The following is a 12,568-nucleotide window of genomic DNA, read 5'->3' on the forward strand; positions in this document are numbered from 1 at the left end:
TCGGACGCCTCAAGGACTGGCGGCGTGTCGCTACCCGCTATGATAGATCCCCAAAGGTCTTCCTGTCGGCCATCGCTCTCGCGGCTACCGTCCTATTCTGGCTGTAAATCAATGAGTCTGGAGCCTAATAGGAAACTTTTGAGCAGTGGTCATAGCGGGCCGACACGCACCTCCAATCCTTATGCCTGCCAAGCATGACCTTAAGGTGGCTACGCCGCTTGTATTGATGTTTGTCGTTTCGCATTGCCTTCAGCCGTGGATGCAAGTGTATATCCCTTTGTCATTCAGCGCGTCTTGAGCATCATAGTCGTGAACACTCCAGCGGCTTGAAATCGGCCTTATTGCTAGGTTTTGCCTCACCTGTTTCAGCAACTGATGCTGGAGGGTAGTCTTGCCCAAACCGGTTTACCAGTGATCAGGGCAATCGTCACCCGGGAGATGAAGCCATTCGCATCTGGAAATGGATTAGACCACAATGATATGACTAAGGTTCAGCAAGATGAACCGCTTACACGGTTCCAATGGAGAAGCAATGCAACCGGCCGCACGACCGCCGGCGCAGACGGCGGCAAAGTCACGCCCGAAACTCCCGGCGAATCGGCACACGTTGTTTCTTTGTTCTGGGGTTGAGCATTCACACAGCCCACGACCAAAAACAATATGCCGAGAATTTTAAAACTATTAACAAAATGGGGACAGTGGAAACTGAGAAACCATTTATAGATTTCTCGGCTAGACTCTTGCCAGTGAACCTATTTCACTTGTGGATGCCGACAGAGATTTTTGATTTTCGCGACTAATAGAGAAACAAAGTATGATTGGTGTTGTGGGATGGATGGATGCCCCTGATGATAGGGAAATTAGCTACGAAAATACAGGTGCAATTACATTCGTGGCTTCGGACGGATTCTTCGCTCCCTCCCCGACCTCTATTCGCGGTGGGATATCTCTTTGAGAAGACACGATGCTGATTTCCGTTATCATTCCACATTACAATCACTCGGAATATCTGGGCCTTTGTCTGGACAGCCTGCGCCAGCAGCAAAACTTGCAATCGGATGTGGAAATTCTGGTTGTGGACAACGGCTCTGAACGGGCGCCACAGGATGTCAGCAGCAACTTTCCCGGTGTGCGGCTTCTCCAGCAGAAAACGCCCGGTCCAGGCCCCGCTCGTAACCTCGGTGTGGCGCAGGCACGTGGGGACATTCTGGCCTTCATCGATGCTGATTGCCATGCCCAGAGCAATTGGCTTTCCGTGATCGAAACAGTGTTTCAAAATCCCGAAACGCAGATTGCCGGCGGTGATGCACAAGTACAGTACGCTACACCCGGGAACCCTACTTTTCTGGAGCCATACGAACGTATCTACGCCTACCGTAACCGTAAATATATTGCCCAAGGTTATTCCGGCACCGGCAATCTTGCCATGCGCAGGCAAGTATTCGACACGGTCGGCCCTTTCGCGGGACTGGGAGTCGCTGAAGACCGGGAATGGGGATTGCGCGCAAATGCGCGAGGTTACGCCACGATTTATGTTGAAGACATGGTCGTCTATCACCCTGCCCGGAAGTCCTTTGCGGAGCTGACAAGGAAATGGGATCGGCATATTGTCCATGACTATTCTGACTACACCGGAAAATCTTTCGGAAAGCTGCGTTGGTTATTTCGAGCTGTCGCGGTTGCCGGGTCTCCATTGGGTGAATTGGGCACGGTACTGTTTTCGGATCGTGTGCAAGGCGCTCAGGAAAGAGGTCTGGCCTTTCTGTGCATGACGAGAATTCGCCTCTATCGCTCGCGCAGAATGCTACAGGTGATACTCACCCCCGGATCTTTACGCGCAGAGGGAGATTGGAGTCGATAAGGCTTGCGCCTATGAAAGAGCGTGATGGCTAATTGTCCAATCAACCGCCAAGAGAGGAGAGGCAGTGCCAAATGTATGGGCGCGCACTCACTTACCGACGTTCTCATAATAGTTGCGCCTGATATTCTCTTTGAATTGTGGCGGGAATCGGATAAAAAAATGGCATAGTTTAACTAGAAAGCCCTATAATTTGGGCAGCAGTGTTTGAGGCCAAAGTTGTGTGGCCTTTGAGGTGAGAGTGGGCAGGCCGCAATTTGTGCGGTGATGTTAATGCCGGAGTACGATTGATTATGACGAGTTACGTTAAGGGGGCCAGTGAAGCTGATGTGGTTTCGCTTGAGGGCCAGTGTAAACAAGAAACCTATTACTCTCTGGGGGGGAAACGGTTAGTCGACATACTTTTTGTTGCTGTATCCGCGCCAATCTCGCTATTCTTCATTGCTATAATGGCCCTACTTGTCATGCGCGACGGAGGAAACCCGTTTTTTATCCAGGAGCGAGTTGGACGGGATGGCAAGACTTTCCGCATGTTCAAAATTCGCACCATGGTGCTGAATGCCGATAAGCGATTGGCGGCTTATCTCGCTGAAAATCCAAAGGCCCGTATCGAATGGGAACGCGATCAGAAGCTCAAGAATGATCCGCGCATAACACGTATTGGCAAACTGTTGCGCCGCACGTCAATGGACGAACTTCCTCAACTCTGGAATGTACTGCGAGGAGATATGTCTATTGTTGGGCCACGTCCGATGATGACAGAACAGAAGGCGATTTACCCGGGTCAGGCCTATTTCAAGCTGCGCCCTGGTATTACGGGCCCCTGGCAAGTTTCTGATCGTAACATGATCAGTTTTGCCGCCCGTGCGGAATACGACACTCGCTACCTTGCGGAATTGTCGCCGGGCAAAGACCTATCCATTCTAATGCGCACCACATCGGTTGTTTTGCGGTGCACGGGGTATTAAGGACGCAGAACTTTCTTGAACAGAGTGCAAAGGAACCACGTCATCTTTCGCAGGATGTTTGGAAATCAACGATGACAAAACAGATTGTCAGGGGCGTTTCCTTTGGGTTTGCCCTTTTTCTTCTGGCTGCATGCGATTCCGCAGAAGAACGGGCAGAGCAGCACTATCAGACCGCTCTTGAGCACCTGGAAAATGGCGATGTCGCCCGCGCAGCGGTCGAATTTCGCAACGTATTCAAGCTGAACGGCATGCATAAGGAGGCACGGCTTGCCTATGCGAAAATGCGCCATGACGCCGGTGATGTTTCGGAAGCCTATAGTCAGTATCTGAGGCTGGTTGAGCAATACCCCGACAATTTTGAAGGTCGCCGTGCTCTGGCGCAGATGGCGACATTGACCGGAGATTGGGCAGAGGTCGAACGCCATATAAAAGCGGCTGCCGAACAGGCTCCGCAGGATCCGATCGTACGGGCAGTTCTGACAAGTATCGCCTATCGCGATGCCATCGCCGCAGATGAAGAAACCGCCATCCAAGCGGCAGCAGAACAGGGAGCAGTGCTGACAACCGAAGCACCTGAATTGGTGATTCCACATTTTGTCGTGGTGAATGAGTGGATTCGGCAGGAAAAGTGGCCTGCGGCGCTTGAGGCGCTGAATGCAGCCATCTCTGTCTCTCCGGAAACGCGTGGGTTTTACAACCTGCGGCTTGGCGTTCTGAACAAGCTCGACAAAACTAACTATATTGGCGCAGCGCTTGAGGAGATGGTGCGGCGATTCCCAAAAGACGAAACAATTCAAGAAAGTTTAATTGATTGGTACATTTCTCGAAACGATCTGGATGCCACAGAGGAATTTCTACGCCAGCGTATCGACCCCGCTGAGGAGGATCCGCAAAACAGGATGGCATTGCTGCGCTTTCTGGCTACGATCGAGGGCCCTGAGGCGACCATTTCCGAAGTAGATAAAATGCTTACTGAAGATTTAGCCCGTCGGCCACTTTATCAGGCGTTGCGCGCTGGTCAGTTGTTTCAAGCCGGTGATCGTGAGACCGCTATTTCCGATCTGCGATCTGTTGTCAGCAGTTCCGAACCATCTGCAGATTTGAACGATGCCAAAATGGTGCTTGTGCATATGTTGATCGAAACGGGAAACCAAGCTGACGCCCGCATATATATTGAAGAGGTTTTGGCCGGAGATTCCAGCCACGCGGGCGCGGCCAAGGCCAAGGCAGCCTGGTTGATCGAAGAAGATCACACGGGAGAGGCTATTGTCCTGTTACGCGGAACGCTCCGTGACAATCCCCGAGACCCCGGGTTGTTGACCTTGCTGGCCCGCGCGCATGAACGTGACGGGAACCGGGGCCTGATGGCCGACATGCTGTTACTGGCTGTTGAAGCATCGGGGAGTGCGCCAGCGGAAGCATTGAATTATGCAGAGTTTCTGGCAGATGAGGGTCAATACAATCACGCAGCAAGTGTGCTGATCGAGGCGCTTGACCGCCAGCCGAACAATACTCAACTGCTAATGCTTCTTGGACAAGCTCAGATTCATCAGAAGAACTGGAGACAGGCCCAAGTCGCTATCGACAGGTTGCAGGCTCTAAATGAGACAGCTCAACAACAGGCCCGGGTTCTCACCGCCAATCTGATTGCCGCTCAGGGCCGAGAAGATGACTTGCTGGTCTATCTTGAAGACATGACCGCCGGAAACAGCGGGCCCGACTATATGGCCGAAATCGGAACCGTGCGAACCCATGTGCGCAACGGTGAACTGAACGCAGCGCTGGCGTATCTCGAGCAAGCGTTGGAGCTTTCGCCAACTGATTTTCTGTTGCGTTTCCTTCAGGCTTCGATCCTTGCCGGTATGGGAAAGAAGAATCAGGCCGTTGCTGCTTATCAGGAGCTTCTCGATGAAAATCCTCAGAGCGAACGGACGTGGATGGCGCTTTATGTCTTGCTTGCCGGAACCGATACAGAGCAGGCAAACAGGGTCTTGGATCAAGCACTTTCCGTTTTCCCAGATAGTGCGGACCTAAATTGGTTTCAGGCCAGTGCGCTTGAGGCGCAGGGCGATATTGAGGGCGCAATCGATGTTTACCAAGCTCTATATAAGGCCAATAGTAGTTCGACGCTTGTTGCTAACAACCTTGCCAGCCTGCTGGTCACGGGTCGGGATGATGCAGAAAGCCTTGACCAGGCCTATCGCATTGCCCGCCGCCTGCGGAACAGTCCGGTGCCGCATTTCAGCGACACTTATGGCTGGATTGCCTATCGGCGAGGGGAATATGAGGTGGCAGTGAAACACTTGGAATTTGCAGCTCGGCAACTGCCCAAGGAACCCACGGTGCTGTACCACCTCGGTGCCACCTATGCCGTGCTCAACCGCAACATAGAGGCACGCGCAACATTGGAAAAGGTTGCTGATCTGGAAATACCCGAAGATTTGGCGCAAAAAGTAAAGGAAACAATTGCAGATCTACTCACACAAGTCGAAGGCGATAACTGATTCTGAATGCGGCACAATTTCACCACAGCACTGCCCCTTCGCTCCACAGGTGGCTTACATGACCTCATCTTCCACGCTAAGCTCAACAAGAAGTTCAATTTTTAGAGGACTTAACAGATGCTACGAACATTAATAGGCCTTCTAGGTTTGATCCTCTCGGCGAGTGTTGTTCAAGCTCAGGGCGGCTATCGGATTTCGCCTGGCGACACACTTCAGGTTGAGGTTTTGGAGGACCCCAGCCTCAACCGTACAGTTCTGGTTCTGCCCGATGGGTCTTTGAGCTTTCCATTTGTAGGAACAGTTCAGGCCGGAGGCCGGTCTGTCAGTTCGGTCCGGGATGCTCTGACATCGGGGCTAGCCCCACAATTCGCGGCTAGGCCAAATGTATATGTTGCTGTGGCGGCCACTGCGCTGCCTGAGTTTCCGGGCCCGGAAATTGCACCTGTCACGGATGACATCTATGTCATGGGCGAGGTCAACGCGCCAGGACTGATCGCGGCAAGACCAGGAACAACGCTATTACAGGCCTTGGCTCAGTCTGGTGGCCTGACCCCATTTGCCGCTGGAAAACGCATCGAACTGCGGCGCCGTAATCAAGTCCTATACTATGACTATTTTCGCACAGGCAAGAAGCCCAGCGTCGGAGGCAGCACTGTTCTGATCCCCGGCGACGTCGTCGTCGTCCCGCAACGACGCCTGTTCGAATAAAGGTTGGATAAACAAACTGTTCGAAGGAGCATTTTCAATCCTAGGTTCAGGATCCATTGATCTCCGCAGCACCGCGTGTTTCACGGCTCAAAAACGAGCGGTGACCAATATGGGCGTCAAAAGGGGGCGGACGTCTGAATGGCCGCACCAAGGGCGGTATGAACACAAGCTGCACGCTGTCTGCGACAGTCAAGGACGCCTTTTGAACCTATTCGTGGCTGTCGGGTAGGTCGGCGACTATGTCAGAGCACGTACCCATCTAGGTAGTTCGTCAAAATTGGACTGGTTGCTCGGGGATCACGGTTATAACGCCGGCTGGCTCAGAGAAGCGTTGAAAGACAAAGGGATACGTGCCTGTATCCTAGGCCGTAAGCGGCACAATACAACGGTCAAATACGAAAAGCGGCGATATAAGCGCCGCAACCGGGTTGAGATTATGTTCGGAAGGCTCAAGACTTGGCGGCGTGTTGCAACGCGATATGACAGATGTTTCAAGGTCTACTTCTCAGACATCGCCTTAACTGCAACCCGTCATCTATTGGCTATGTGTCCAGACCCTAGTACCGCTCCTAACACAGCCTTAGCAATCCGGCATGAGCCTGCCCCGGTTACCTTCGACAAAGAGACATCGGAGGCACAATTGAAGATATCCGGCATTCCAGCACTTTAGCCCAGAAAGCGTTCGATCGCCTCAATCGTTTGCTTCAAAAACGCTGTCCGGTCAACTCTTGTGGAATAATTGACCCGGGTCACTCAGTTTAAAACGGCAGCCGTTGCCGCAGAAACCTGGGAACTTTCTTTACAACGGTCCTTAGCGTTTTTCCGGGATCAACGTAAAGAGCTTTGCGGACCAATCCCAAAGCGGTCCGTTTCCTACCTAATGGTATCAGCCCTTGAGCGAGCAAAAGCAGTATACCGGCATGAACATCTGGATATAAGGTGAGCACTTTCTGGTTTTTTTTAAGGATGCGGAGAATCCCAAGGGCCTTCTTGCGCGTACTAAGCGAAATACTGTCTTTAGAAATAAAACTGAGTACGACGGGCGCAAGATCCTCGTAAACTTTCGTATGCTGCACCAAGCGAACAGTAAATTCCCAATCAGCGTTTGCTTTTGCGCAGGGATCGAACCATTCGGAGTCTGGGAAACAATCGCGACGGAAAACCGTATTCTGCAAGCTTATCCGGTTTCTGATAAAGAAACCTCGCACCTGATCCTCGTCTAATTTGATCTGTCGTCCCGGCGGTGGTGCGCAAGTGACTTTTCCGGGGCCGTAGTTATGAAATTGATCGCGTCCGTAAAGGATCTTGGAGCCCGTTACGACCCCAACGCCCTCAGGCAAAGTATCAAACATCGCGATCTGCCGCTCCAATTTCCCGGGCAGCCACATGTCATCACTGTCTTGAAAAGCAATAAACTGGCCTCGCACCATTTTCAGCCCGGTATTGCGTGCTTTGGAAGCCCCTCCGTTGACCTCGTGCCGAACGTAGCGAACCCGGTCGTCATTAAGGGCGTCGACAATCGGTCGCAGATCAATTTCCGATGCATCATCGACAACGATCAGCTCTAGATCCCGATAACTTTGTGACAGCACGCTTTCGCACGCCACTTTGAGGCTGTCAGGGCGGCCATAGGAAGGGAGAATAACCGAAACAGAGACACTCATAACGTTCTTCCTGCAAAAAAAAGCATTTCTAAACTCTAGGGATTACAAATTATTGTGGTCAAAGTTAACGGAAATTGTCTAACCCTGCGCGTTTTAAGTAGGAACGATAACCTATCGCGGCCTATCTGAACCGCAGAATTCTTCCGGCTTTTGTGGTTTTGGTGTTACGCCCGGCTAAACGGGTGTGAGTACAACGCGCTTCATGCATGATTTTCATCAAGAACAGCGTTAAAGATTGGGATCAAATAATACAGGCGGTTAATCTAATGAGGATGAGTAGTTGCAGAACAGTTGGCGTCGTTATGGCAGTCTGTGCCAGTGCCGCAGTCACTCGCCCGGCCACTTCACAGGACGCCGTGGCTGAGGCTTTAGTACAAAGCTTTGGTATTTCCTCATCATTGCGGATGAATGACAATTTTGGGTTGGATGAGCCATCGCCGGGAACCACTACGCTATGGGACAATACGCTGACCTACGACTTGTTGAAAGAAACTCCTCGGGACCGGCTGTCGCTGGGGCTAAGCGGTATTTTTCGGTTTTCTGATGTGCCCCAGCAATCCAACGAGTTCGAGTTTGATTCGCCTTCTGCAAGGTTGAATTACGGTCGCTTTGGAACCAACAGTTTGCTTGATCTAAATCTGGGCTATAGTGAAATCGATTTGAATTTTGCAGACCCGCTGCGCCGCATCGACGAAGATTTTGAGGGTCCTGATGATGAACTCATTCTGGACGACGGGACCCGCAAAACGGCCAGAGCGGGGTTTGAATTTGAAACCGGGGTGAACGATCCATTCGGCATCGGCCTGTCTTCAGATTATCTACGTGTTGATTACGACGATACTACTGATCCTTCTCTTTTTGGCCGTAAGACAATCTTTAATGAGGCATTTGGGCGCTTCAGATTTTCGCCTGTACTAGAAGGTCGGTTGAGCTTTGCGCACGAAGACTATGAAGCGGAGGATGAGGAAGGCACAAATCGTACCAGCAAATTTACGAACTTCTCACTAACGTATGACATTGATCCGGCGACCCTGCTTGAAGCTACGATCGGCTATACGGATATCGATGAAACTCAGGAGTTCGGACTCGATACTCGGGAGCGCGGAGTGGTTGGAGGTCTGGGTCTGTTTCGCGAAGTGCCCAATGGAAGTGCCGGGGTCGAACTGAGTTCAGATTTGACCACCAACGGGCGCCGTAACACGGCTCTTTTCGAGCGCGCCCTTGAATTGCCGCTAGGCGGGCTTCAGGCTGGTTTGGGGCTTACTCGCGGACCGCTGGGCGAGACCAATCCGATCGGCAACTTTCTATATACTCACGAACGGTCACGTACCAGACTGGCAGTCGGGTTTGATCGCAGTTACCGAACCAACAGCCGCAGCGAAGAAACCCGCCGTTCCCGCGCATTCCTAGGCTATGACGTCACGATCAATTCACTGTCAAGCGTAGCCTTTAATCTCGACTATGCTAGTGTGTCCTCGATTGGCAACAACAGCTCAGAAAACAATAAGATAGGGACGTTCCGCACTACATATGTACGCAGTCTGACGGCCGATTGGGACTTCTCGGTCGGTTACGAGTACATAAACTACGAATCCGAAAGTACTCCGCGGACACATTCCAACGAGGTATTCTTCACGCTTTCGCGAAACTTCACGACGCGTTGATCACACGTCATCTCTGAATTTTTGTCTGAGCAACTTTGTGATAGGCTCCTGTAAATCCGCAGCGTACCTGTTTCCCGGTATCCTTTTATTGGTTTGAGAGTGGCAAGTTTTTATGGCTGATACACGCGCTTTTCACGCGATCTTTCGCGACTTGCCCACCATTAACCCGGCAGGGCTAGCGTGGTTTTTGCTGCTACTGGCCGGATCTGTTCCGATCTTCTGGATAGGTCTTGTATCACTGGGGCAGGCATGGACGACACCGGAGTACAGCCATGGCCCGCTGATCCCGGTCATTTCGTTGTATCTTTTCTTGCGTGAAATGCGCCGGATGCCGCCCCCTGCCTTACACGTGACCGACCGCTGGCCCGGGATCGTCGTCATTTTTTTGGCCCTGTTGCTGGCGATCTTCGGCAATCTAACCCGCATTCCAGACATCGTGACATATGCCATGATCATCTGGGTGGGCGGCGTAGTTCTGACCATCTTCGGCTGGAAGCGCGGGCGGCACCATCAGCTGCCGGTGATACATCTGGTATTCATGCTACCGCTGCCGCAATTCCTGTACTGGAAACTGACGATATTCCTACAATGGGTGTCTTCGGCAATCGGCGTCTGGCTGGTCGATCTGGCGGGCGTGACCGTGTTTCTCGAAGGCAATGTGATCGATCTGGGCGTCTATAAACTGCAGGTCGCTGAGGCCTGTTCCGGGCTGCGCTACCTGTTCCCGATCCTCAGCTTCTCCTATCTATTCGCCCTGCTCTATCGCGGGCCAATCTGGCACAAACTGGTGCTGCTGTTGGCAGCCGTACCACTGACTATATTGATGAATTCGATCAGGATCGGAATTATCGGAATCCTTGTGGATAGCTATGGAATCGAAGCCGCCGAAGGGTTTCTGCACTTCTTCGAAGGTTGGGTAGTCTTTTTGATCTGTATCGCAATCCTGTTCGCCATGGCAGTAGCGCTGCAGTGGTTGGAACCGGACCCGAAGCCACTTTCCGAAGCGATCGATCTTGATACACATGGATTTGGTCGGATTGCGGTGCAGATTCTAGCGATCCGCCCCTCCCCTGCTCTAGCATCGGCAGCCTTGCTGACATTGGCCATATCGGCGGTCTGGGCCTTACAGCCGGAACCTGACGTCCGGCCGATAGAGCGTGACCCGTTCTCTCTGTTCCCACGTCAGCTTGGCGAATGGTCCGGGTCAACCGCGCAGCTGGAGACCAAAGTGGAGCGCGTGCTGGGGGCCAGCGACTATCTCAACGCCACTTATGCCCGCCCTGGCGAGCCCAGCTATATCAATATGTTCGTAGCTTTCTATGATAAACAAACTGAAGGTTCGGGTATTCATTCCCCAGAAGTGTGCCTACCTGTGGGTGGTTGGGAAATTTTCAGCTTGGATACCTATGAAGTGTCACCAAGCGTGGAGGAGTACGGCAGTTTTGAGGTTAACCGCGCAGTCATTCAGAAAGGATTGCACCAGCAATTGGTCTATTATTGGTTTGAGCAGCGCGGCAAGCGTCAGACCAATGACTTTCAGGCCAAGATGGGTGTTGTCATAGATAGCATCACAATAGGCCGCACCGACGGCGCGTTGGTTCGCTACGCCACACCTATCGCATCGGATGAAACCGAAGCCGATGCAGATGCCCGTTTGCTCGAATTCATGAACAGCAGCATGAGTTGGTTGCCGCGTTTTGTGCCAATGTAATGCACTGTCCTAGATGTTCTATGCAGGTCCACCCTTGATCAGCCGAAACACGCGGTCATAGGATGCCAGAAGATGTGGTACGGAATGGTTCCAACTGAGTTCATTCAGCACCCTCTGGCGGCCTTTCCGACCCATCTCTTTCCCATCATCGGGATGGTCTATCAACCAAGCAATCTGGGTCGCAAAATCATTGGGGTCATTGGCTCTGGCATAGCGTGACGCTTCACCAGCTGACGCCAGCCCCTCTTTCAAGTCGAACTGAACCAGCGGTTTTTCAAGTGTCATGTATTCCATTACCTTATTCATAGTCGAGATATCATTCATTGCATTCTTTGGGTCCGGGCTGACGCCAATGTCAGTGCTGTTGAGCACCCGCAGCAGATCATTGCCATAAAGCGCGCCGGTAAATGTGAAATACTTATCCAACCCACGCTCAGCTACATCCCGCTGCACTTCGGGTAAATGGGGGCCAAAGCCGACGATCATAAAATGAACATCCTGATAGCCTAAATTACGTATCAGATGATCAGCTGCGGCCACCAGAAGATCCATGCCCTCCTGCTGTCCAATCACGCCAACATAGCCCATCAATGTCTTGGCCTTAGTGCGTACTTTGGAATCTCCCAGGCCAAGCCGAAATTTTTCAATCTTTGGAGCAGACCGAACCACGAACACGTTTTCGGGATCCATACCCCCTCGTCGTATAGCGATTTCCCGGAAACTCTCGTTGGTTGCGATGGATACGTCCGCTGCGCGGAAAGTCTGACGTTCAAGAAACAGCATCGCCTGATATAAGGGGCCTCTCTTGTTGAACTTTGCTTCAAACAGTTCCGGACAAACATCATGGTGGTCGAAAAGATAGCGGACTCCGCGTCGCCGATATCGCCACGCTAAAAGAAAAATCAGGTCTGGTGGATTGCATCCTTGGATTACATCGAACCCTCGTTCGTGCCAGACTTTCTTGGCCAGGCGGAACATATGCCATAGCGCACCACCCCATTCACGCGCGTATGCGACGGCTCCTATATGTGCTTCGGGCGGCTCGGGGTATCGGTATATGTGAACACCCTCAAGTTCTTCATATTCCTTATCCCAACCGCGGCCTGATGGGCAAATGATACTGACCTGATAGCCATGGGCTACCAAAGTCGTTGCTTCCAGCCAGACTCGCCGATCCAAAGGAACAGGAAGATTCTCGACCACGATCAGCACTTTGCGAGACAGTACTGCTGCATGCTCGGGTTTATTCATTCTCGTATCTTTCATATTTCCTGTCCAGCTCTCCTCACCCGCGCTTCTGACAACGGCCAGTTTGCCCGCAGCTGCGCGGTTCAATTCAAAAGGGGTCGCGGGTTAATTTCTGTTTGGAAGAGATGTAGGTCGTACACAAAATAACAGCGGATGAGGACCCTTGGCTCAACGCACGGAAATCACTACCTAAACGCCTCATTCAATGTTGACAGATTTACCAAAATTATTACCAGACTGGCA

General features: G+C 52.0%; 8 protein-coding genes and 2 pseudogenes. 8 read left to right on the forward strand and 2 right to left on the reverse strand.

Annotated elements, in window-relative coordinates; genetic code table 11:
• From DK510_RS22345 to DK510_RS22375, 6 genes and pseudogenes are all read left to right on the forward strand, one after another.
• A pseudogene (locus DK510_RS22345) lies at positions 1-107 on the forward strand (IS5/IS1182 family transposase); the annotation flags it as partial.
• 857 nt (positions 108-964) lie between these two features.
• The gene (locus tag DK510_RS22355; RefSeq protein ID WP_200833275.1) at positions 965-1,861 is read left to right on the forward strand and encodes a glycosyltransferase family 2 protein; all 897 of its coding nucleotides are present in this window, start codon (positions 965-967) and stop codon (positions 1,859-1,861) included.
• Between the two features lie 290 nt (positions 1,862-2,151).
• A complete protein-coding gene (locus tag DK510_RS22360; RefSeq protein ID WP_109313999.1) occupies positions 2,152-2,826 on the forward strand; it encodes a sugar transferase in 675 nt (224 codons plus the stop codon).
• Positions 2,827-2,897: 71 nt separating this feature from the next.
• Positions 2,898-5,330 carry a tetratricopeptide repeat protein gene (locus tag DK510_RS22365; RefSeq protein ID WP_109314000.1) on the forward strand — a complete coding sequence of 811 codons (2,433 nt, stop codon included), beginning with the start codon at positions 2,898-2,900 and terminating at the stop codon, positions 5,328-5,330.
• Positions 5,331-5,447: 117 nt separating this feature from the next.
• Positions 5,448-6,038 (forward strand): polysaccharide biosynthesis/export family protein, encoded by a 591-nt coding sequence (locus DK510_RS22370; RefSeq protein ID WP_109314001.1) that lies wholly within the window; start codon positions 5,448-5,450, stop codon positions 6,036-6,038.
• A 119-nt stretch (positions 6,039-6,157) separates the two neighbouring features.
• Positions 6,158-6,622 (forward strand): annotated as a pseudogene (locus DK510_RS22375) (IS5 family transposase); the annotation flags it as partial.
• Positions 6,623-6,796: 174 nt separating this feature from the next.
• On the opposite strand, the gene DK510_RS22380 reads toward DK510_RS22375, so the two are convergent.
• Positions 6,797-7,702 (reverse strand): glycosyltransferase family 2 protein, encoded by a 906-nt coding sequence (locus DK510_RS22380; RefSeq protein ID WP_109314002.1) that lies wholly within the window; start codon positions 7,700-7,702, stop codon positions 6,797-6,799.
• 206 nt (positions 7,703-7,908) lie between these two features.
• On the opposite strand from DK510_RS22380, the gene DK510_RS22385 reads away from it, so the two are divergent.
• Positions 7,909-9,366, forward strand: a complete 1,458-nt coding sequence (locus DK510_RS22385; RefSeq protein ID WP_160116592.1) for a hypothetical protein — start codon at positions 7,909-7,911, stop codon at positions 9,364-9,366.
• 112 nt (positions 9,367-9,478) lie between these two features.
• Positions 9,479-11,077, forward strand: a complete 1,599-nt coding sequence (xrtD, locus tag DK510_RS22390) for a VPLPA-CTERM-specific exosortase XrtD (protein ID WP_109314004.1) — start codon at positions 9,479-9,481, stop codon at positions 11,075-11,077.
• Positions 11,078-11,095: 18 nt separating this feature from the next.
• Here xrtD and DK510_RS22395 read toward each other — a convergent pair whose 3' ends face one another.
• A complete protein-coding gene (locus tag DK510_RS22395; RefSeq protein WP_234999211.1) occupies positions 11,096-12,289 on the reverse strand; it encodes a glycosyltransferase family 4 protein in 1,194 nt (397 codons plus the stop codon).
• Between the last annotated feature and the right edge of the window lie 279 nt (positions 12,290-12,568).

The sequence above is a fragment of the Ruegeria sp. AU67 genome (assembly GCF_900312795.1).
Classification (GTDB): Bacteria; Pseudomonadota; Alphaproteobacteria; order Rhodobacterales; family Rhodobacteraceae; genus Ruegeria; species Ruegeria atlantica.

Excerpts from the sequence above, each read along its gene's own strand:
- DK510_RS22380 (WP_109314002.1), bottom strand. The coding sequence starts at position 7,702 with ATGAGTGTCTCTGTTTCGGTTATTCTCCCTTCCTATGGCCGCCCTGAC.
- DK510_RS22355 (WP_200833275.1), top strand. The coding sequence starts at position 965 with ATGCTGATTTCCGTTATCATTCCACATTACAATCACTCGGAATATCTG.
- DK510_RS22365 (WP_109314000.1), top strand. The coding sequence starts at position 2,898 with ATGACAAAACAGATTGTCAGGGGCGTTTCCTTTGGGTTTGCCCTTTTT.
- xrtD (WP_109314004.1), top strand. The coding sequence starts at position 9,479 with ATGGCTGATACACGCGCTTTTCACGCGATCTTTCGCGACTTGCCCACC.
- DK510_RS22370 (WP_109314001.1), top strand. The coding sequence starts at position 5,448 with ATGCTACGAACATTAATAGGCCTTCTAGGTTTGATCCTCTCGGCGAGT.
- DK510_RS22360 (WP_109313999.1), top strand. The coding sequence starts at position 2,152 with ATGACGAGTTACGTTAAGGGGGCCAGTGAAGCTGATGTGGTTTCGCTT.
- DK510_RS22385 (WP_160116592.1), top strand. The coding sequence starts at position 7,909 with ATGATTTTCATCAAGAACAGCGTTAAAGATTGGGATCAAATAATACAG.